The organism is Luteolibacter sp. LG18 (genome assembly GCF_036322585.1).
Classification (GTDB): Bacteria; Verrucomicrobiota; Verrucomicrobiia; order Verrucomicrobiales; family Akkermansiaceae; genus Luteolibacter.
On sequence record NZ_AP024600.1, the window covers coordinates 1,977,724 to 1,997,546 of the forward strand.

The 19,823-nt window shown below is 64.9% G+C and carries 17 protein-coding genes and 2 tRNA genes; 11 read left to right on the forward strand and 8 right to left on the reverse strand.

All coding sequences use genetic code 11. The features are described from left to right. Window positions 1–79 precede the first annotated feature (79 nt). The 3 genes from llg_RS08260 (at window position 80) to llg_RS08270 (ending at window position 4,597) form a co-directional block, all read left to right on the forward strand. Window positions 80–505 carry an organic hydroperoxide resistance protein gene (locus tag llg_RS08260; protein ID WP_338289275.1) on the forward strand — a complete coding sequence of 142 codons (426 nt, stop codon included), beginning with the start codon at window positions 80–82 and terminating at the stop codon, window positions 503–505. 92 nt (window positions 506–597) lie between these two features. Then, window positions 598–1,041, forward strand: coding sequence for a hypothetical protein (locus tag llg_RS08265; protein ID WP_338289277.1), 444 nt, complete (start codon window positions 598–600; stop codon window positions 1,039–1,041). A 268-nt stretch (window positions 1,042–1,309) separates the two neighbouring features. After that, the gene (locus tag llg_RS08270; RefSeq protein ID WP_338289279.1) at window positions 1,310–4,597 is read left to right on the forward strand and encodes a c-type cytochrome; all 3,288 of its coding nucleotides are present in this window, start codon (window positions 1,310–1,312) and stop codon (window positions 4,595–4,597) included. 48 nt (window positions 4,598–4,645) lie between these two features. On the opposite strand, the gene llg_RS08275 is transcribed toward llg_RS08270, so the two are convergent. Continuing rightward, on the reverse strand, window positions 4,646–5,074 hold the full coding sequence (locus tag llg_RS08275) for a hypothetical protein (protein WP_338289280.1): 429 nt from the start codon (window positions 5,072–5,074) through the stop codon (window positions 4,646–4,648). 199 nt (window positions 5,075–5,273) lie between these two features. Beyond that, a complete protein-coding gene (locus llg_RS08280; protein WP_338289281.1) occupies window positions 5,274–6,587 on the reverse strand; it encodes a bifunctional UDP-3-O-[3-hydroxymyristoyl] N-acetylglucosamine deacetylase/3-hydroxyacyl-ACP dehydratase in 1,314 nt (437 codons plus the stop codon). 327 nt (window positions 6,588–6,914) lie between these two features. Here llg_RS08280 and llg_RS08285 point away from each other — a divergent pair, with 327 nt between their 5' ends. After that, the gene (locus tag llg_RS08285) at window positions 6,915–7,664 is read left to right on the forward strand and encodes an RNA pseudouridine synthase (protein ID WP_338289284.1); all 750 of its coding nucleotides are present in this window, start codon (window positions 6,915–6,917) and stop codon (window positions 7,662–7,664) included. 31 nt (window positions 7,665–7,695) lie between these two features. Here llg_RS08285 and llg_RS08290 read toward each other — a convergent pair whose 3' ends face one another. The 5 genes from llg_RS08290 to llg_RS08310 form a co-directional block, all read right to left on the reverse strand. After that, a complete protein-coding gene (locus llg_RS08290; RefSeq protein WP_338289286.1) occupies window positions 7,696–8,472 on the reverse strand; it encodes an SUMF1/EgtB/PvdO family nonheme iron enzyme in 777 nt (258 codons plus the stop codon). Window positions 8,473–8,498: 26 nt separating this feature from the next. Beyond that, entirely contained in the window at window positions 8,499–9,383 is an 885-nt protein-coding gene (locus llg_RS08295) for an SUMF1/EgtB/PvdO family nonheme iron enzyme (protein WP_338289287.1), read from the reverse strand. 74 nt (window positions 9,384–9,457) lie between these two features. Beyond that, window positions 9,458–10,216, reverse strand: coding sequence for an SUMF1/EgtB/PvdO family nonheme iron enzyme (locus llg_RS08300; protein WP_338289288.1), 759 nt, complete (start codon window positions 10,214–10,216; stop codon window positions 9,458–9,460). A gap of 119 nt (window positions 10,217–10,335) precedes the next feature. Then, entirely contained in the window at window positions 10,336–11,682 is a 1,347-nt protein-coding gene (locus llg_RS08305; RefSeq protein WP_338289290.1) for a caspase family protein, read from the reverse strand. Between the two features lie 70 nt (window positions 11,683–11,752). Beyond that, window positions 11,753–12,820, reverse strand: coding sequence for a hypothetical protein (locus llg_RS08310; RefSeq protein ID WP_338289291.1), 1,068 nt, complete (start codon window positions 12,818–12,820; stop codon window positions 11,753–11,755). 64 nt (window positions 12,821–12,884) lie between these two features. Between llg_RS08310 and llg_RS08315 the strand changes: the two genes are divergently transcribed. Both llg_RS08315 and llg_RS08320 read left to right on the forward strand, forming a co-directional pair. Beyond that, on the forward strand, window positions 12,885–13,652 hold the full coding sequence (locus tag llg_RS08315) for a Nif3-like dinuclear metal center hexameric protein (protein ID WP_338289292.1): 768 nt from the start codon (window positions 12,885–12,887) through the stop codon (window positions 13,650–13,652). A 2-nt stretch (window positions 13,653–13,654) separates the two neighbouring features. Next, window positions 13,655–14,218, forward strand: coding sequence for a DNA-3-methyladenine glycosylase (locus tag llg_RS08320; protein WP_338289293.1), 564 nt, complete (start codon window positions 13,655–13,657; stop codon window positions 14,216–14,218). Window positions 14,219–14,327: 109 nt separating this feature from the next. Here llg_RS08320 and llg_RS08325 read toward each other — a convergent pair. Then, window positions 14,328–14,401, reverse strand: a tRNA-Gly gene (locus llg_RS08325). Window positions 14,402–14,565: 164 nt separating this feature from the next. Here llg_RS08325 and llg_RS08330 point away from each other — a divergent pair. From llg_RS08330 to llg_RS08350, 5 genes are all read left to right on the forward strand, one after another. Beyond that, a tRNA-Gly gene (locus tag llg_RS08330) sits at window positions 14,566–14,636 on the forward strand. A 46-nt stretch (window positions 14,637–14,682) separates the two neighbouring features. Next, entirely contained in the window at window positions 14,683–15,528 is an 846-nt protein-coding gene (locus llg_RS08335) for a hypothetical protein (RefSeq protein ID WP_338289294.1), read from the forward strand. Between the two features lie 45 nt (window positions 15,529–15,573). Continuing rightward, on the forward strand, window positions 15,574–16,920 hold the full coding sequence (locus llg_RS08340) for a hypothetical protein (protein ID WP_338289296.1): 1,347 nt from the start codon (window positions 15,574–15,576) through the stop codon (window positions 16,918–16,920). Window positions 16,921–17,044: 124 nt separating this feature from the next. Beyond that, window positions 17,045–19,219, forward strand: coding sequence for a polysaccharide biosynthesis tyrosine autokinase (locus llg_RS08345; RefSeq protein WP_338289297.1), 2,175 nt, complete (start codon window positions 17,045–17,047; stop codon window positions 19,217–19,219). 31 nt (window positions 19,220–19,250) lie between these two features. Beyond that, window positions 19,251–19,820 (forward strand): polysaccharide biosynthesis/export family protein, encoded by a 570-nt coding sequence (locus llg_RS08350; protein WP_338289299.1) that lies wholly within the window; start codon window positions 19,251–19,253, stop codon window positions 19,818–19,820. Window positions 19,821–19,823: the final 3 nt, after the last annotated feature.

Below are 19,823 nucleotides of genomic sequence, written 5' to 3' on the forward strand. Positions count from 1 at the left end.
TTAGATCCCATGATCGTGGCAGGAGGGTGATCCCGGTGCCTGCCACGCCTTGAATCCCAACATCAACCCCTGTCATCCCATGCAAGTTCTCTATACAGCCGAGGCCACCGCGACCGGTGGTGGTCGTGATGGAAAGTCCGCCACCTCCGACGGCAAGGTCGATGTGGCGCTTTCGATTCCCAAGGAGCTCGGCGGCCCCGGCGGTCCGGGGACGAACCCGGAGCAGCTTTTCGCGACCGGCTACTCGGCCTGTTTCCTGGGCGCGCTGCGGTTCGTGGCGGGTCAGGCGAAGATCCACCTCCCTGCGGAAACCAAGGTCACCGCGCAGGTGGGGATCGGGAAACGGGACGATGGCGGCGGCTTCGGGCTGGAGATCGAGCTGACGATCCAGTCGGAGGGCTTCGACCGCGCGCAGCTTGAGGAGCTGGTGCAGAAGGCGCACGTGGTGTGCCCGTATTCGCATGCGACGCGTGGCAACGTGCCGGTGACGCTGACGGTGGCGTGAGGATCGGCAGGTAATCCGATTGATTTCGAGGCAGCCGGGGGGAGCGATTCTCCCGGCTGTTTGCTTTTCCGGCGGGTTTTCTTGGGAAAGGGATGCTGACGATTCCGGAATCGAGGGGATGGCTGAGGATACTGCGGCTCGGGCTGTTGTTCAGCGCCTGCGGGTGGGGCATTTCCTTTTGGTTCACCTTCGTGCCGTGGGACGAGGCCGCCGACCAGCTCCAGGGGATGGGCGCGCGGCCGCTGCGGTATGATCCGATCCTGGATTACTGGCTGAAGATGGCGTCGAGCGCGTTCGGGTGCATCGGGGTCGCCTCGGCGCTCGCGTGCTGGCGGCCTGGGGCGTTCGCGGGGTTGGTGAAGCTGCTGCCGGGGTTCCATTTGTTCGTGGGCACGACGCTGCTGGTGTCGTCGCGGTTGAACCATCTGAACCCGCACCGGCATCAGACGTTCATCGCGGACATCACGTTCTGTTTCGTGACGGCGGTGCTGATCGGGTTGCCGTTGCTGGCTCGAGGTGGGCGGAGATGTAGCTGAAAGCTCTGCTTTCAGAGTGTATCGGACGGCTCCAGTCGTCCGGTGGGGGTGGGCGTCGCTTGGCCGGTGGGCCACCGCCAACTGGAGCTGGCGGAGACGATCCGAAAGCGGAGCTTCCGGCTACGATGGGATGTGCATCGCGGTTCAGTGAATGTGGAATGCGTGTGCGGGCGCGGCCTTTTGGGTGCGAGAAAGGGGCTGGGTGTAGCTTTCCGACGCGGAATCGCTTAAAGCTACAAGCTGGGCCTGCAAGGGTGGCCGAATCCCCATGACGTTCCGTTCCATCCCTGTCGCCGTCCTGTTGGCCGGCTGGTTTTGCCTGCCCGCCCATGCCGAGAAGGCGCGCTGGGCGGATGCCTCGATCCCGTTCGATGACGGGCTGGAGCTGTGGTTCGATGGCAGCCGGGAGAACGAGGCGCGGGAGGCTCACTACATGAACCGGCTGGCGGACGGCCAGCGGATGGATCTGTGGCACGATTCGTCCGGGCACTCGCGGCACCTTGCGCAGTGGACGGATGGGGCGCGGCCGGTGTGGAAGCGCGGGGTGGTGGAGTTCGATGGCGGCGATTATCTGGCGGCCTTGCTCGCGCCGGGGATGAAGAGCGCGGAATCCACGATGTTCATCGTAGCAGCGCCGGAGCCTTCGAAGGGCGATTTTCCTGGGCTGTTCAGCGCGGCGCGGCGGGAGGAGAACGATTTCACCAGCGGGCTGTGCGTGGATCTCGGGAAGGAGGCGTCGCAGGGCGGCGGGATCGAGCATCTGAACGTCGAGGGCGGCGGCCAGAACGGCGAGCGGAACCTGGTCACTACGCCGCTGGCGGGCGGGCAGGGGCACTTGTTGACGATCACCAGCGGGCCGGGCGGCACGGAGTTGAGGGCGGATGGGCAGGCGCAGGGGCGGAGGGACCGTGGCACGGTGGCGGCGAGCGTGGACCGGATCGCGGTGGGGGCGCGGTTCGTGGAGCCCTCGATGCGGCACTTCTACCGCGGCGGGATCACGGAGATTTTGTTCTTCAACCGCCGGCTCGATGCCGGGGAGATCGGGAAGGTGGAGGCGTGGTTGCAGAGAAAGCACGCGGGGTTTCTGGCTCCGGCCGATCCGAACGCGCCGAAGGAAGTGGCGCTGGAGACAGTGAAGAACGCGCCGGTGGTGCAGATGCTGGTGCCGGGGTTCACGGTGCGGGAGCTGCCGGTGGAGGTGACGAGCCTGAACAACATCGAGTACGCGCCGGACGGGCGGTTGTTCGCGGGTGGCTACGACGGACGTTTCCATCTGCTGCGGGATACCGATGGCGACGGGCTGGAGGACCGCGTGGACACGTTCTCGCCGCAGGTCACCGACGACTATCCGCTGGGGATGGTGGTGAAGGACGGGATGCCGCACGCGCTGCTTTCGGACGAGCTGGTGCGTTTCCGGGACACGGATGGCGATGGCATCCCGGACCAGCGCGAGACGGTGCTGAAGGGGTGGGACGATCCGAAGCTGCGGGACGATCCGGGGCTGATGCACCGCCGGGTGGACAGCGCGCTGGCGCTGGCGGCGGGGCCGGACGGGGATTGGTATTTGACGATGGGCAGCGCGAACCCGGGCAACGGCTACTGGCAGAAGGCGGAGGGAGATGTCTGGGCTCCGGACGCGAAGAAGACCGGCGCGCCGGCGTATTCCCCGGACAAGCGGCGCGGGTGCCTGCTGCATTTCACGAGGGACGGGAAGGTGGAGCAACTCGCGAGCGGGCTGCGCTACATCATGTCGATGCAATGGGACCGCCACGGCGAGTTGTTCGCGACCGACCAGGAGGGGGCCACGTGGCTGCCGAACGGCAATCCCTTCGATGAGTTCCTGCACCTGGAGAAGGGGCGGCACTACGGATTCCCGCCGCGGCATCCGGGGCTGCTGCCGGGCGTGGTGGATGAGCCGAGCGTGTGGAACTATTCGCCGCAGCACCAGAGCGCGTGCGGGTTCCGCTTCAATGGTCCGGCGAAGGACCGGGCGCGGTTCGGGCCGGAGGCGTGGGCGTATGACGCGATCGTGACCGGGGAATCGCGCGGCAAGCTGTGGCGGACCTCGCTGGCGAAAACGGCGGCGGGTTACGTGGCGGCGACGCGGCAGTTCGCGAGCGTGGGGATGTTGGTCGTCGATTGCGCGATCTCGCCGCAGGGCGATCTGGTGATCTGCTGCCACGCGGGACCGCCGGACTGGGGCAGCGGCCCGGCGAAGACGGGAAAGCTCTTCAAGTTCCACTACCAGGACCCGGCGGCGGCGCAGCCGGTGGCGGCGTGGGCGGAAAGTACGACGAAGACCGTAGTGGCGTTCGATCGACCGCTGGACGCGGCGGCGTGGCAGGATCTGGCGGAACGGGTGCGGATCGAGGGCGGGCGTTTCGTCGGCGCGGCGGACCGTTTCGAGGTGATCCGTCCGGGCTACGCGGTGGTGGGGCGGCAGCAGCATGAACCGCGGTTCCGGATTCCGGTGAAGGCGGCGGCGCTGGGCGCGGACGGCCGCAGTCTGGTGATCGAGAGCGGGCCGCGTGTGGCGGCGGGCGGCTACGCGGTGACGATCGATTGTCCGCGGCAGGAGGCGGGGATTCCGCAGGCAGGAGCGATCGATCTGGCCCACGAGCTGACCGGTCTGGAGGCGGCGTGGCGAGGCAAGGATGGCGGGACGTGGAGCGGCTGGCTACCGCATCCGGACTTCGCGGTGGCGCGGGAGCTTTACCGTGGCGTGGAGCTGGCGGGGCTGGGGTATCTGAAGCGGCCGGGGACGCTGGTGCTGCGGGCGCGGCTGGATCTGGCGAACCTGCTGCAACCGGCGACCCAGCCGGGATCGAAGCTGGACTACACGCCGGAGCCGGAGGTGGCGACGGTGACGTTCAAGAGCGACGCGGCGCTGGCGCTGAAGGTGGCGGGCGGTGCCGCGGCCACCGGCAAGTCGGTATCATTTACGCTGAAGGTCGTACCTGGTGAATGGCCGGAGGTGGCACTGGAGGTGGCGACGCCCGCGACCACGCTGGAGGCGACCTTCCACACGGCGATCGATCCGCGCGAGCGGCCGCTGGACACGCGGCGGTTCCTGATGCCCTTCGCGGTTCCTCCGGCGGGGATGAGGGCGGACGCGGCGCGGCCGGAGCTGGCGGGCGGGAACCGGGAGAAAGGGCGGGCCTTGTTCTTCGGCGCGGCCTCGTGTTCGACGTGCCACACCTTCGGCGGCCAGGGCCACGCGGTGGGGCCGGATCTGAGCAACACGGTGCACCGGGAATACGCCAGCGTGCTGCGGGACATCGAGGACCCGGGCGCTTCGATCAATCCGGACGCGGTGGCCTACCAGGTGACGTTGAAGGACGGCGGCGCGGTGGTGGGCACGCGGGTGGGCGAGACGCCGGAGGAGACGAAGTTCGCCGCGCCGGGCGGGAAGGTCACGGTGGTGAGGAAGGCGGACATCGCCTCGATCGCGCCGCTGCCGGTGTCGCTGATGCCGCCGGGGTTGTTGGGAGCGTTGAAGCCGGAGGAGGTGAAGGACCTGATGACGTTCCTGCTGACGCCGGGGGAGAAGGAATGAGCGGGCGGAAATAGGTCCTATGGGACGTATAGGGCCTATGGATGCGGCTCACTTCAGTTTCCCATCGCGGATGTCCGCGGCGATCTGGCCGACGGTGGTTTCGAAGACCATGCACCCGGCGGCGGTGGAGACGGCGGCCTTCGAGTCCTTGAAGGCGGGGAAGGCTTCGTCGAAGGCCTTCGGGTCCTGGAGTTTCAAGCCGAGCAGGCCGTAGAGCTGTCCGGCGGGGGTGGCGGAGGCGACGAGTTTCTTGCACTCGGCCACGGCGTCGGCACGGGTGAGCAGGGCGCGGAAAGCGTTTTCAGCGGCGGACCTGGTGCCGGCGAAGCCGACGCCGCCGATGGTGAACTGGGTGGCGGCGCGGAGCTGGGCGGGGGCCTTGTCGGCGGGTTCCGCCTGGGCGGGTGGCGGAGCGTCCGCGGTGGCGAGGCCGGGAGCGAAGAGCAGGGCGATCAGACAGGACGCGATCCGATGCATGAGGAGATCATAGCGGAAGATGGCGCGGGAGCGATGGATTGTTTTATGGGGCGGGGGCGTTGAGGGGTACGGTTCCACCGGCTCCACGAACGAAAAAGCCTCCGGTTTCCCGGAGGCTTCGTGAAATGGAAAAGGGAAGAACGGGACAGGAATGTTTGCCTCCGGCTATGTCCGCTGCGCTCCCATTCGACTCCTTGGATCAGCGGTCCATGAGGGCGAACTTGAGTTCGCCTTCGGAGACGACCTCGCCGTTGACGAGGCACTTGCAGCGGGTCTGGCCGATGGAGCCGCGGATCTTGATGACCTCGGCCTCGATGAAAAGGGTGTCGCCGGGGAGGACCGGGCGGCGCCATTTCACGTCGTCCGCGCTCATGAAGTAGCCGATCTTGCCGGCGTTCTCGGGCTTGCGGAGCATGAGCACGGAGGAGACCTGGGCCATGGCCTCGAGCTGGAGCACGCCGGGCATGATCGGGTGGTCCGGGAAGTGGCCGGGGAAGAACGGCTCGTTCATGGTGACGTTCTTCACGCCCGTGCACTTGGTGTCGCCCTCGAAGTCGACGACGCGGTCGACGAGCAGGAAGGGGTAGCGGTGCGGGAGGATCTTGAGGACGTCGTGGATGTCCAGGACGGTCTCGCCCTTCGGAATCGAGAACGGCGGGATCATCGAGCGCATGCGGGAGTATTCGCCCTTCAGGGTGGCGGCCATCTTGGTGTTCGGGCCGTGGCCCGGCTTCACGGCGATGACGTGGCCAAGGATGCGCTTGCCGGAGAGGATGAGGTCGCCGATGACGTCGAGCGCCTTGTGGCGGGCGAACTCGTTGGTGAAGCGGAGGGCTTCCTTCGACATCACCTCGTTGCCGCGGATGACGACGGCGCTTTCGAGCGAGCCGCCCTTGATCAAGCCCTTTTCGAGCAGCGGCTTGACGTCCTCGTAGTAGACGAAGGTGCGGGCGGGGGCGATTTCCTTCTCGTACTTCTCCGGGGTGACCTCGGTGGAGAAGTACTGGGTGAAGCGGCCGTCCGGGCCGACATTGGTGACGGAAACGCGGAAGGTCTTGCTCGGGACGATGGTGATGAGGGTGCCATCGCCGGTCTCGAGGTGGATGGGCTCGCGGATTTCCCAGGTCTTGCGCGGGGCGGTCTGGGCGGCGATGCCGGCCTTCTTGATGAGCTCGACGAAGGGCTTGGACGAGCCATCGCCGATCGGCGGCTCGTTGGCGTTCATCTCGATGAGGGCGTTGTCGACTCCCATGCCGGTGAGGGCGGAGAGGACGTGCTCGACAGTGTGGACCTTCACGGAGCCCTCGGCGAGGGTGGTGGCGCGCTCGACGGTCTGGACCTTGTCGACATCCGCGGCGATGAAGGGCTGGTCCGGCAGGTCGATGCGGCGGAACTTGAAGCCGTGGCCCTCCGGGGCGGGCTTCAGGGTCAGGGTGACCTTTTCACCGGTGTGAAGGGAGGTGCCTTCGAGGGTGGCGGAACCGGCGAGAGTGTGCTGGACGTCGGCGGGCATGGGCGCGCAGTGGAAAGGCTGGAGGGCCTGCTGGCAAGGCGGAATCCAGCTCAAGGGCTTGTATCGCAAGGGAGAGCGTGGGCGGGCGGGTTTGCTCCAAACAGATGGAATTGAACCACGGATGGACGCAGATGGACACGGATAGGAGAGGAAGAGGGATGGACGCCAAAGGGAGACATCTCTCCCAATTCGTCCTGTCTTCCATCCGTGTGCATCCGCGTTCATCCGTGGTTGAAGCTCTTTCCTTCATGAATCCATGGAGATCCCGGCGCCACTTGATACGCATCAGGGCTTGGTTTTGAAGGCGGCGGAGGCGAGGTTGCGGGCATGGGTGTGCATGCGATCGCCGATTTCCAGGTCCTCGGGGAGAGTGATGACTGGATCGTCGTGGACAAGCCCGCGCCCCTGATCGTCCACCCGGCGAACGGCAAGATCGAACCGAACCTGCTGGGCGGGGTGGAGACGCTGCTGATGTTCGAGATGGAGAACGGGGCGGCGCTTTCGATCATCACCCGGCTGGACCGGGAGACGAGCGGGGTGGTGCTGATCGCGAAGCACCGGGACGCGGCGCGGGATCTTTCCCGGATCTTCGAGCGCCGGGAGGCGCGGAAGGAGTATCTGGCGATCGTCCACGGCTGGCCGGCCTTCGATACCTGGACGAACGATTCGCCGATCCTGCGGGCGGGCGAGGTCCAGGAGTCTCCGATCTGGCTGCGGCAGATGGTGCACCCGGAGGGACGCGAGTGTGAGACCGGATTTTGGGTGGAACGGCGGTTCGAACGGAACGGCCGCCCCTTCGCGGTGGTGCGGTGTTTTCCGAAAACCGGGCGGATGCACCAGATCCGGGTGCATCTCCAGCACTCCGGCCACCCGATCGTGGGCGACAAGCTCTACTCGGGCGAGGGCGCGGAGTATTTGGAATGGACGCGCACCGGCTGGACCCCGGCGCTGCAGGAAAAGCTGCTGCTCCAGCGCCACGCGCTGCATGCGGCGCTGCTGGGCGTGCCGTGGGGAGGCCACGAGGTGACGTGGCAGTCCGGGCTGGCGGCGGATCTGGCGGAGTTCGCGGCCGGGTGAGGTCACCGGCCGCGGGTGGCCGCGGATCCGGTCAGTTTTCGATCACGCAGCGGAAGCCGTTGTCGAAATCGTAGAGGGGGCTGGTGACGATGGCGCGCTGGTTGACATAGACTTTGTCATTGTCCGCCCAGGAGCCGCCGCGGAGGGCTCTGGACTCGCACCATTCCCACACGTTGCCACCTAGGTTGTGGAGGCCCAGGCCGTTGGTGGTGCCGCTGTCCACGGGGGCGGTGTAGAGATAGGGGTCCTTGAAGCCGGTGATGAGGCCCTTGGTCCCCTTGCCGGCGTTCGATTTCCACAGATCCTTGAGGTGGGCGAGATCGGCCGGGGAGGCATCCCGCCATTCCTGGCCACAGTAGTTGTAGAGGCCGCTGGCGGTGGCGGGGGGCCACTCCTCGCCCCACGGATAGGTGCTACCGCCTGCGGCGGCATTCCATTCCGCGGAGGTGGGAAGCCGGTATTTACGCCCTTCCTTGGCGGACATCCAATCGCACCACGCCTTGGCGTCGTCCCACTTCAGATTGGCAGCGGGGTGGTTATAGCCCTGATTGTAGAAGGGGGCGGGATAGCCGCGGCCCGCGAGCTGGTATTGCGCCACGCTGGTTTCCGTCGTGCACATCAGGACCTTCGTTCCCGGCACGGGCACGAATTTCATGCCGATCGAGTTCACGAAGGGAGAGGCCACGGATGCGGTGGAGGGATTTCCGGAACCACTGCCGGAGGAGGTCGGCGCGCACTGGGTCAGCAGCCCGAAGGCGGAGCAGGCCGCCACGGAGGCCAGCCGGGTGAGGATGGGTTGTGTTTTCATGGTCGGACGAGGAGGCGGGAGAAATGTTAGTGGACCAGCACACAGCGGAAGCCAGTGGTGGTGCTGTGGGCGAGGCTTTTGACCGGCCAATCGGAGCTGCCCAGCGAGCCGCGTTCGTGGTTGCGGATCGCGTAGGCATTCGCGCTCTTCCAGTTGCTGCCGCGGGTCACCCGCAGGCCGGTCATCTTGTCCACCCAGCCATCGCAGACTTCCGAGACATTGCCGACCATGTCATGGAGGCCCGCGGCGTTGGGGGCATAGCTGCCTACGGGGGCTGTGAACTTATGGTGGTCGGTATACCCGCCGATGGCCGCGAAGCTTTTCGAAGTCATCGCGTCCCGGATCGTGGCGAGTTGCTGCTGATCGTAGAAGGAGTGGCTGTTCGGAACGTTCTTGCTGAATTCGGTCTTGAGTTGAGTCCGTTCGGATTCGGAGCTGCCTTTGAGTTCTTGCCCAGCCAGGTTGCCAACATTGCTCGCTGGCGGCCAGGAACCGGGGGACTTGCCCGCGGCGGCCAGCCATTCCGTTTCGGTAGGCAGGCGGTAGGTATGCCCGTCCTTCCGGCTCAGCCATTCGCAGAACTTCACGGCGTCGCCCGCGGTCATGTTCACGACGGGGTGGTTGCCGCCCTGGGGATATTCGGAGCCTTGGAAGGGGAGCCCGGATTGCTGATACTGGGCCACGGTGGTTTCGGTCGTACACATCAGGATGTTCGTGCCTGGAACAGGGACGAACTTCATGCCGAGCGAGTTGGTGTAGGGGCTTTCCTTCGTTACGGATTGGAGGTTGGCACCGCTGGTGCCGCCGCCCGTGGAAACCGGGGTGGTCGCGCACTGGGTGAGAAGGCAAACGGCGGAACACGCGAGGACACGGGCGAAAAGCGATGGGATGGAGGGAGGAGTGGCTTTCATGGGGAGAGGTGGTGGGGAAAAATGATCTAAGAGAATGGGCGAATGGCAGGCACGGGGGCGGTTGTGGAAACGGCTCACCGTTCCACCACCAGACGGAGACCTGCCTGGGATTGCCCGGAGGTAGGATAGTAGGTCTCCAGCTCGCGCTTGTCGTCACCCGCGCTGTTGTTGCTGCCTCCACGGGTCATGGGACCATCACCGACCCATTCCGCCACGTTGCCGAAGAGGTCATGGATGCCGAGGGCGTTGGCCGGGTAGCTCCCAACCGCGGCACGGGTGGGGTTTCCGTCCTGGAACCCCTTGATAATCGGAAGCTTTTGAACGCCATTGCCTCTCAGATAACTTTTCATGTCATCGGTTTTACGTTCCTCCCCGGAGTAGTTGGCGAAGTTCGAGGGCGGCGGCCAAGCGGAACCCCATGGGTAGGGCGTGGAGGCTCCCACCGCGGCGGCGCTCCATTCGGCATTGGTTGGCAGGCGGTAGCGTCGGCCTTCTTTGAGGGACAATTGTTCGCACCATTTTTTGGCTTCATTCCATCCGGTGTCCCATTGGGGGTGATTCCCACTGTTGCCCCAGGAATCCAGAGGGGGCGCTCCACCTCCGGCTACCCATTGTTGCTCGGTCGTCTCCGTGGTGCACATCAGGATATTGGTGCCAGGAACGGGCACGAACTTCATGCCCAGCGAGTTCACGAAGGGGGACGAGGCGGTGGCCGCCGCCGTGGTCCCGCCACCGCCAGACGAAACCGGGGTGGGAGCGCAGTGGGTGAGGAGGCATACGGCGGAACACGCGGCGGCGCGTGCCATGAAGGAAAGGACGGGGGCAGATTTCATGAGCAGGGGGCAGGATAAAGGATTGTTAGATCTCCTTCATATCCTGCCGATCCGCCTGTCTTCAATCTGGAAATGGCGCTCCCGCCCGCTTGTCGGGGCACGGGAGGTTCGTCGCCTGATCAGGTGTCGATGAAGAAGTCGTCCTTGGGCTTCTTCGGGGCCGGAGCGGGTTTGCGCGGGGCCGTGGGTGTCTCCGCTTTGGCCTTGGGTTTCGGGGTGGAGCGTGGCGTTTCGTCGTCCACCGCGGCGGCGGTTTCCTTGACGCCGGCGATCTGGAGTCCGGCCTGGGTGGCGGCGTCCAGCTTGCCGGTGCGGGGCAGGCCGCTCTGGGCTTGGAAGTCGAGGATCGCCTTCTGGGTGCCGAGGCCCATGTTGCCGTCCGCGGAGCCGCCGTAGAGCTGGTGTTGCTTCAGTTTCTCCTGGGCCTTGCCGAGGATCTTCTTCTTCGAGGAGGCGTTGTAGCCGCTGTAGGCGGTGCCGTCGAAAAGCTGGTCCATCGCGAAGAACCCGTTCGCGGGAATGGCTGGAAGCGCGGGTGCCTCCGGCGGCGGGGCCGGAGTGGTGGCCGCGACGTTGCTGGCGGCGGGGGCGAAATGGAAGGTGCCGTAGAACTTGCTGTTCGACCACGGTTCCTGCTTGCCGTTGGTGGCCTTGGAGACGCGCGCGCCGACGTTCTTGAAGACCTTTTCGAAATCGATGCCGGGTTGGCCGATTTCCTCGAGGAGAGCGGCGGTGTAGGGGCTGTTCGCACCACCCCCATCCTCGGCGGTGGTGTCCGGGCTGGTGGCGAAGGCGATGAACATGCCGCGGGGGATGTCCTTCGGCACCGTGAGGCCGCCGGAGCCGATCGAACGGGTGGTGGAGCCGGCGGGAGATGCGGTGCCACCGGTCGCCTGGGTGTCGGTGTTGCTGGTTTTGGCCCGCAACGCGTTGAGGCGGGTGGCTTTCGCGTCGTCGTCCTTGGCGGCCGCGGCCTTGCCCTTCGAGAAGGGATCGTCCCGGCAGCAATCGAGCACCAGCATGTTGAGGGAGCTGCCGGTGCCTTCGAGGGTCTTCATGACGGTGTCCATGGGCAGGGTTTCCTCCGGGACCTTGTATTCGGAGGAAAGATCGGCATCGACCGGCACGAGGTAGTTGCGGCCGTTGATCTGCAAACCGTGGCCTGCGTAGTAGATGAGGCAGACGCCGTCCTTCGGCACCTTGGCGGCGAATTCCTCGAGGGTGGCCTTGAGGGTTTTCTGGTTCGCGTCGAGTCGCTCGGTGACCTGGAAACCGAGGGTGCGGAGCTTGGTGGCCATGGCGGCGGCGTCGCTCCGGGGATTGATCAGGATGCGGGTGTGTTGGTAGGCGCTGTTGCCGATGACGAGGGCCTGGCGGGATTCCGCGCGGGCATGGTCCGCCATTCCCACAAGAAGGATCGTGGCGGCCACGGTGCCGAAGACAGGGAAACGGAAGCGTGTTGTCATGGCAGGGGGAGAGGTGATGGAAAGGGAAGATAGGGAAGCCGGGACGGATCATCAAGATCGTCCGTCGGGATCAGGGGACGGCGAGGGTGATCGTGCCGGGCTGGCGGTTGCGGCGGATCCGGAAGGTGGCCTTGGCACCGGGGGTGCGCACGAGATCGAACATTGTCGCGAAGCTGGGCGGCGAGCCACTGCCGTTGAGCTCGAGGATGCGGTCGCCGTCCTGGAGTCCGGCGTGTTCACCCGCGCCGCCGGGGAGGAGTTTCACGCAGAGCGCCGTGGTGCGGTCCGGATCGGGAAGGAAGGCGGCCTGGAGGCGGTTCGGCGGTAGCGGCTGGTAGGCCGGGGCTCGCTCGGAGGGCTGGAAGTAAACGCGCTTGCCGGGGCCATCGACGACCATGGTGGTGGTGGTGAAGGTTTCCAGTCCGAGGAGGATGGAGGCGCCATCGTGGCCGGGATCGAAGAAGGCCTCGCCGACATTGGTGTGGCGGAACTGGAGCGGAGGGAGATCGAAGGCGATGTCGTGGGCGACGGGGTTCGCGAAGGCACCGCCGGGGCTGGCCGGGCTGAGGCCTTCGGAAAGGGTCAGCGGGGTGTCCGGATGGGCCTTCCGCCAGGCGGCCCAGCGGTCATTGGTGAGGCAGACGCCACGGCGCGCGCCACTGTCCAGGAAGACCTCGCCAAGCTGGGGATGGCGGATGGCGAGGCTGTCGCGCTCGGCGATGATCGGAAACGAGGCCCAGCCGCGGACGTCGGGGAGGGTGGTGGGGAATTCGTGGCGGCCGGTGGGGAGGTCGAGCTTCCACAGGCTGCCCTTCAGCAGCGGCCAGCCGAGGATGCCCTTTGCACCGGGGATTTCCGCGGCGAGGACGGTGGCGCTTTCGGTGAGCGGCGGCTGTTTCGCGGAGAGACGGAGGTCGACCGCGGCGGTTTTGCCGGTGGCGTCGGGCAGGGTTTCCGGGAACACCACCAGCGGCACGGACGAGCCGGTGTCGACCAGCAGCGGCGTGGCCTTGCCATTGAGCTGGAGGGTGACGAGCGCCTGGGACCGGACTTCCCGGGGCTTGGCGACGATCGGAGGAGGAGCAGCCCGGGCAATCGCGACGGCCAGCAGCAGCGGCAGGAAACGGAGGGCGGGCATGCCTCGCCATCAAAGGGGGCGAGGGAGGGCTGGGCAAGCCCGCGGCCATGGGCTAGAGAGCGGCATGGATGCGAGCGGTGTGAATCTGGCGGCCCTGACGGGCGTTCTCGATGCGGAGCTGCGGATCGGCGAGATCGCGGACTACTCCGGGGCGGTCAACGGGCTGCAATTGGAGAATGGCGGCGCGGTGCCGCGGATCGTGGCGGCGGTGGACGCCTCGCTGGCGGTGGTGGAGGCCGCGGCGGCGGGCGGGCCGGGCCTGCTGCTGGTGCACCACGGGATGTTCTGGCAGGGGACGCAGCCGGTGCGTGGCGCGTTTTACCGGAAGCTGAAGGTGGCGATGGACGCCGGGCTGGCGATCTACTCGGCCCACCTGCCGCTGGACGTCCATCCGGAGTGGGGGAACAACATTCTGCTCGCCCGCGCGATCGGTTTGCAGGATCCGGTACCGTTCCTGGATTGGAAGGGGCGTCCGATGGGGCTTCGCGGCGGCTGGCAGGGGACTCGGCAGCAATTGGTGGAGGCGACCGCAGCGGCGGTGGGCGGCCCGGTGCATGTCTGCCCGGGTGGCAAAGATTCCATTTCAAGCGTGGGCCTGGTCACCGGCGGGGCGGGCAGCGAGGTGGCGGCGGCCGCGGCCAGCGGGATCGATGCCTTCCTTACCGGGGAGGGTCCGCACTGGAGCTATCCGCTGGCAGAGGAGTTGGGAATCAACGTGTTGTATGCCGGGCACTACGCCACCGAGACCTTCGGGGTGAAGGCGCTGGCGGCGGAGTTGTCACGTCGCTATGACATTCCTTGGGAATTCATCGACCGCCCGACCGGGCTCTGAAGATGGAGCGGATCGGTCCGGAGTTTTTCCAGCGGCATCCCGTGGCCTGCGCCCGGGAGTTGATCGGATGCCTGTTCCACTGGCACGGTTGTGCCGGTAGAATCGTGGAAACGGAGGCCTATGCGGCGGAGGGAGACCCGGCCTGCCATACCTTTTTTCGGCCCGGCGCGCGGCGGTTCGTGGCATCCCATGAAGCCGGGGATGCATATGTCTATCTCAACTACGGCGTCCACTGGCTGTTTAACATTCTCGTTCGGGGAGGCGGCATGGACGGCTTCGTGCTGCTCCGGGCGCTGGAGCCGGTGGCCGGGCTGGAGGCCATGCGGGAGCGCCGGCCGGATGTCCGGGATGTGGATCTTTGCGCCGGACCGGGTAAGCTGACCAAGGCCCTCGGCATCGATGGCGGACATCATGCCGCGGCATTTCTTGATGATCCGCAGTGCTTGATAATCAGGAATTCGGCGAAATCGGTAATGGAAGGACCCCGGATCGGGATCTCGACAGCCGTGGACTTGCCTTGGCGCTTCGGGCTGGCGGGGTCGGTGTCGCTCAGCCGGAAATTTTAGAAATTTGCCGGGAGGGCAGGAAGTTGATCCCGGTGGGCGGGCAAGCGGCGTGGAATGATGCCTTTTGCTGGAACCGATTGGAAATGAATTGGTTGCTCTGCCCGGAAAGTGGTACGGGTGATGAGAATCGAACTCACGTATCGAGCTTGGGAAGCTCGCGTTCTACCATTGAACTACACCCGCGTTGGGCGGACCGGGAGCAGGGCTAGCCCACCGGTGGTCAAAGGCAATGCAAAAACGCCCGCAATCGTCGAAAAACCGGGGTTTTGCCATGCAAATTGCCCGTCGGAAATCCAAAAAAACTCTTGCGGGTATTTTGGGGTGCCTGTTAGTTTGCGTTCGTCAACGCGGGCATAGCTTAGTGGTAAAGCTCTAGCCTTCCAAGCTAGCTATGCGGGTTCGATTCCCGCTGCCCGCTTATTTCTCAGCCGGTATTTTCACATCAGGAAATTGACCCAGTCCCCATGAACAAGACTGCCCAGCGCGCTATCTTCGGCGCAGCCTTCGGCTTCCTCGCTTCCGTTTCCGCGAATGGCGCGGAGGATTGCGCGAAGCTCACTGCCTCCGTGAAGGAGGCTATCGCGACCAAGCCGTCCGATCTTCTTTCCATCGTTGAGCGCAACGTGGCCGCTCACTCCACCTGCGCGTGCGAGGTGGTGAAGGCCGCGATTGAAGCCTCGCAGGCCAATGCCGACACGGTTGCCTCCATCGTCCAGACCGCCTCCACCGCGGCTCCGGACCAGATGCGCCTGATCGCCCAGTGCTCGCTGGCCGCGGCTCCGGATGCCATCACCAGCGTGCAGGCCGTGATCGCTAAACTCGATCCGGGCACCGGCGGCGGTTCTTACAGCGCCAAGGAAGACACCGATTACCTCTGGGCGAAGAACACCCGCCTTGGCCGCGCCGTCCCGACCGACAGCGCCGAGCACTACAAGGTGGTGGACACCAATGGCGTCTACCTCGGTGACCTCAATGCCAAGGAAGGCATCGACACCCGCGTCCGCGCCACCGCCACCGGCGGCGGCAGCACCTGGGTTTACACCGCGCGTGTCCCGGTTCCGGGTGAAGGCTGGATCAAGGTGGCCGGCGGCTACCTCGCCCTCCGCAGCGCCGACAATCTCGACTTCTATCTCCAGAGCATCGACGAGGAGTTCAACCCGCTGAATTTCCCGGGTCAAGGCGCGGTCAATTTCGGCCCTCCCGGCACCCGTCCCCCGGGTGGTCTGCTGCCTCCCGGTCCTGGTGCTGGATTCCCGCCGATTCTGGAGCCCCCGTCCTCCACGGAGACGGAGTTCTCCAATCCGACCTGAATAGACCTACCCCCCCATTCTGTTCACCCGTAATTTCCAGCTCCGATGAAACGCACCCTTCTTGCCGGCGTCGCCGGTTTGTCCGCCCTGGGCTCCGCCTCCGGGGAAGGCCTTTATTACGCCGGTTCCGAAAGCCAGGAGAGCACTCCGCTCAAATGGACCGTCGGCATCAATTTCACCTACGACGACAACGTCAACCCGACCGCCACCCCGGTCATTCCCGACCCGAACAACCCCGGTGGGCTGCTGGCGAATCCCGGCTACAAGGAAGAGGCGTTCAGCGCGAATCCTTACGTCGGTCTGTCGTTCGTGTCCACGAATCCGCAGACCACGTGGGATGTCTATGCCCGCCTCGGCCTGATTTACTACTTCGACAAGCCGAGCGCTTCCGGTTCGGATGATCTTTACACCCAGGCCCGTGCCGGGGTGAACCTGACCCACCGCTTCAACGAGCGCCTTCGCCTGAGCAGCCGCAGCTTCGTTTCCTACGAGCTGGAACCGGATTACGCTTACGGCTACGCCACGTCCCGTCAGGTCGGCGAGTATTTCTACTGGGAAACCGACAACGCTCTTGGCTACCGGTGGACCGAACGCCTTGCGACCTACACCGGTCTGGCGCTGCGCGGCCTCTCCTACGATAGCAACGTTCCGAATGCGGACCGTTTCACGTGGGAAGCTTACAACCAGTTCCGCTACCAGGTCAGCCCGCAGGCTGTCGTGACCGCGGAGTACCGCTACGGTCAGACCACTGCGGACGGCCTCGCTTCCGACGCGACCGACCAGTATGCCTTGCTGGGCGTGGAATACCGTCTCAGCCCGAACACCATTTTCGTGGCGAAGGCTGGTGTGCAGCTCCACGACGTGGATACCGTGAGCGGTAACGGTGATACCACCAACCCGTATTTCGAAGCGGCTCTGAATTCGCAGATCAACTCCGCCTTCCGGGTGCGTGCGTTCGCCCGCTACTCCAATGAGAACTACGACACCGTTCGCACCGTGTTCGGCGCCATCAACGGCACCAACCAGTTCGACCTGTATGAGTTCACCTCCCGTGAGACCCTGCGCCTTGGCGTGAGCGCGGATTACACGCTCTCCCAGCGCCTGTCGCTGTTTGCCGGCGTGGATTACATCCCGGCAAGCTTTGACAACGGTCTGCTCCGGAACTCGGCTGCGCAGCCGCCGGCCCAGATTGGCGACGATTTCGGGGGCATTCCCGCGGCGGTCAGTGGCCTGAGCGAAGACATGTTCAACGCCTACATCGGCGTGTCGGTCAAGCTCACCGATCGCATCACCGGCGACGTGTCCTACAACTACACGGACTCCAGCTCGGACCTCTTTGCGAACACTTACAACCGGAACCGCATCAACGTGGGTGTCCGTGCCGAGTTCTAAGTCGGTTCACGCTGTTACAAAACGTCACGACATTTGACTTCCCCGGGACTCCCGCAATGATTCCATTGCGGGAGTTCGTCTTTTGAAGGGGATCGTCTTTCAGAATCCTCTCCCGTCCCAAGCCATGAATCCGCAGACTCCCACCCCCTCCGAGGCGACCCTGCACGCGGTCGACTACTGGCAGGTTATCAAGAACCGGTATGGTGTCATCCTGTTGACGCTGCTTCTGGTGTTCATGACGGCCGCGGTGATCACCTACGTGATGCCGAAGAAGTACGAAAGCACCGCCGTGGTGGAAGTGCGCCCCCCGTCGCCAGGTTTGACGGTGCTGGGCAAGGAAACCGCCGAATTGAGCACGGGGGTGGTGACCCAGCAGTTCTTCGCGACCCAGTTCGAAATCATCAAGTCCCGCAATGTGCTGATGAAGGTCTCCGACCAGCTTGAGTTGCCGAACCGCTGGTCCTACGACAAGGAGAGCGTCTTGCTCATCCTGAAGGGGATCATCGACGCCCAGAGCCGCCGCGGCACCGACCTGATCGACATCAAGGTCCGCCATACCAACAAGGAAGACGCCCGCGACATCGCCGACGAGGTGGCGAAGGCCTACCGCGCGTATCGCATGGAGGATGAGAACGCCGATTCCGATGCCGCTCTCAAGGAGTTGCGCCGACTGGTGCAGGCCCAGGAGGACCGGGTGGAGGAGAAGCGGAAGCTGCTGACCAACATCCTGCGCACCAAGCAGATCATTCTGACCGGTCAGGAAAGTGTGTATCGTTCCGACATCAACGAGGATGATCGGGGGGCTGCCAGCGCCCGGGACACCGCCAACAAGCTCGAGCAGGAGAAGATCCAGCTCGAGAGTCAGATCCAGACCCTGCTCAAGTACAACAGCGACCAGCTCCTGGCCTATGCCGCCGGGCTCAACCTGCCGGAAAACATCATCAAGACGATGTATCCGCAGTATCTCGAACAGCAGCGGATGCTTGGCACGCTGAAGACCCAGGGTCTCGGCGATCGCCACCCGACGGTGCAGGCCCAGACGCAGGCGCTGGAGAAGATGAAGCGCCAGCTCGATGACGGGGTGGTGAGCCTGCGCGACACGCTGCGGGCCCAGCTTGCTTTGGCCGAGGATCGTCTCGCCAAGGTCAAGATCCTCAGCGAGCAGAAGTTGGAAGGCGCGCTCGAGCGCTCGATCGATTCGACGGATTACGCCTCGGCGAAGCGGGAGCTGGAAAGCTCCCAGACGATGCTGGACTCCATGAAACTCAAACTCGCAGGGGAAGAAGCCCAGCGCAAGGTGACGAGCCCGTTCGTGAAGGTTCATGAAAACCCGGTGATCGCGAATGGTCCTGTGAGCCCGAACGTGACGCTGAACCTGATCCTCGGTGCCGTGGTCGGCTTGGTCTTCGGGGTGGGTATCGCCTTCTTCCTGGAGTACCTCGACACCTCGGTGAAGACCCTGGAGGACGTCGAGCGCTACCTCCAGGTGCCGGTGCTTGCGGTGGTGCCGAAGGACGTGGGCGTGCTGCACAAGCAGAGCGGCATGAGCCCGGATGCGGAAGCCTACCGTATCCTGCGCACGAACATCGAGTTCAACCGCAAGAATCCCGAGGACAATTCGATCACGGTGGTGTCCGGCGGTGCCGGCGAAGGCAAATCGACCACGTTGGTCAACCTCGCCTACATCTGCGCCCAGGGCGGCTACACCACCCTCATGATCGACGCCGACTTGCGTCGTCCTCGCCTCCACACCTTCTTCGACATCAACAACTCGGTGGGCCTGACCAACTACCTCACCACCGAGCTGATGCTGGAGGACGTGATTCTTCAGACCCCGGTCGACAACCTCTATTTCATGCCGTCCGGCATCCTGCCGGCGGATGCCGCGGGCATCTTGAACTCCCGCCGCATGTCCGAGCTGATCCAGGATGTGAAGCAGCGCTTCGACCTGGTGCTGGTGGACAGCCCGCCGATCCTCGGTGTGAGCGATGCCTCCGTGCTGGCGAGCGAAGTGGACCTTACCATGATCGTGGTGCAGCACCGCAAGCTGCCGCGTAACATGCTGATGCGCGTGAAGCGCGCGGTGGAAGACGTGGGTGGCCACGTCATCGGGGTGGTGCTCAACAACGTGGATGTCCGCAGCGACAGCCAGTATCAGTACTACACCAGCTACTACACGTATTACGCTCCGGCGGAATCCCAGCCGGTGGCATCGACCGCGTCGGCTCCGGCGGCGGGTGCGGTGGCTCCCGCTCCCCGTCCGCAAGCGGGCGGCAAGGGCGATTCCGAGCTGTATTGACATCGTGCCGATCACCAGCACCTTTAAAAACATGAACTTGAAGAGTATCGTTTTCACCCTGCTTGCGGGTCTCGGGCTCGTGGCGTCTGCCGCGGCGCAGACCACGATCAAGGCCGGGCAGGCCATCAAGATCGACATTCGCGGCGTACCCTCGGAGGAGGTCGCCCGCGTGAGCGGGGAGTATCCCGTTTCCGACGGGGGCACCGTGAACATGCCGCTGATTGGCCAGGTGGCGGCCGCGGGCCTCAGCCCGGCATCGCTGGGCACCCGGATCGAGGCGGCTTACAAGGCCGCCGAGATCTACAAGAACCCGACCATCCTGGTGATCGCCTCGTCCGCGGAAACACTGGCGAAGCAGGTCGTGCACGTCGGCGGTCATGTCCGCCGCACTGGCCAGGTCGAGTTCGTGCCCGGACTGACCATTTACCAAGCGATCCAGGTCGCCGGTGGCGCGGATGAGTTCGGCGCCATCAACCGGGTGCTGCTGACCCGGAATGGCACGGTCCGGAAGCTCGATTTGAAGCAGGACCAGTTCAAGCGTTTCGTCCTCGAGCAGAACGACACGATCGAGGTTCCCGAAAAGAACATCTGGGGCCAGTAAGGT

Excerpts from the sequence above, each read along its gene's own strand:
- llg_RS08300 (WP_338289288.1), bottom strand. The coding sequence starts at position 10,216 with ATGAAATCTGCCCCCGTCCTTTCCTTCATGGCACGCGCCGCCGCGTGT.
- llg_RS08290 (WP_338289286.1), bottom strand. The coding sequence starts at position 8,472 with ATGAAAACACAACCCATCCTCACCCGGCTGGCCTCCGTGGCGGCCTGC.
- llg_RS08260 (WP_338289275.1), top strand. The coding sequence starts at position 80 with ATGCAAGTTCTCTATACAGCCGAGGCCACCGCGACCGGTGGTGGTCGT.
- llg_RS08265 (WP_338289277.1), top strand. The coding sequence starts at position 598 with ATGCTGACGATTCCGGAATCGAGGGGATGGCTGAGGATACTGCGGCTC.
- llg_RS08295 (WP_338289287.1), bottom strand. The coding sequence starts at position 9,383 with ATGAAAGCCACTCCTCCCTCCATCCCATCGCTTTTCGCCCGTGTCCTC.
- llg_RS08275 (WP_338289280.1), bottom strand. The coding sequence starts at position 5,074 with ATGCATCGGATCGCGTCCTGTCTGATCGCCCTGCTCTTCGCTCCCGGC.
- llg_RS08310 (WP_338289291.1), bottom strand. The coding sequence starts at position 12,820 with ATGCCCGCCCTCCGTTTCCTGCCGCTGCTGCTGGCCGTCGCGATTGCC.
- llg_RS08280 (WP_338289281.1), bottom strand. The coding sequence starts at position 6,587 with ATGCCCGCCGACGTCCAGCACACTCTCGCCGGTTCCGCCACCCTCGAA.
- llg_RS08320 (WP_338289293.1), top strand. The coding sequence starts at position 13,655 with ATGGAGCGGATCGGTCCGGAGTTTTTCCAGCGGCATCCCGTGGCCTGC.
- llg_RS08340 (WP_338289296.1), top strand. The coding sequence starts at position 15,574 with ATGAAACGCACCCTTCTTGCCGGCGTCGCCGGTTTGTCCGCCCTGGGC.
- llg_RS08285 (WP_338289284.1), top strand. The coding sequence starts at position 6,915 with ATGGGTGTGCATGCGATCGCCGATTTCCAGGTCCTCGGGGAGAGTGAT.
- llg_RS08335 (WP_338289294.1), top strand. The coding sequence starts at position 14,683 with ATGAACAAGACTGCCCAGCGCGCTATCTTCGGCGCAGCCTTCGGCTTC.
- llg_RS08270 (WP_338289279.1), top strand. The coding sequence starts at position 1,310 with ATGACGTTCCGTTCCATCCCTGTCGCCGTCCTGTTGGCCGGCTGGTTT.
- llg_RS08315 (WP_338289292.1), top strand. The coding sequence starts at position 12,885 with ATGGATGCGAGCGGTGTGAATCTGGCGGCCCTGACGGGCGTTCTCGAT.
- llg_RS08345 (WP_338289297.1), top strand. The coding sequence starts at position 17,045 with ATGAATCCGCAGACTCCCACCCCCTCCGAGGCGACCCTGCACGCGGTC.
- llg_RS08350 (WP_338289299.1), top strand. The coding sequence starts at position 19,251 with ATGAACTTGAAGAGTATCGTTTTCACCCTGCTTGCGGGTCTCGGGCTC.
- llg_RS08305 (WP_338289290.1), bottom strand. The coding sequence starts at position 11,682 with ATGACAACACGCTTCCGTTTCCCTGTCTTCGGCACCGTGGCCGCCACG.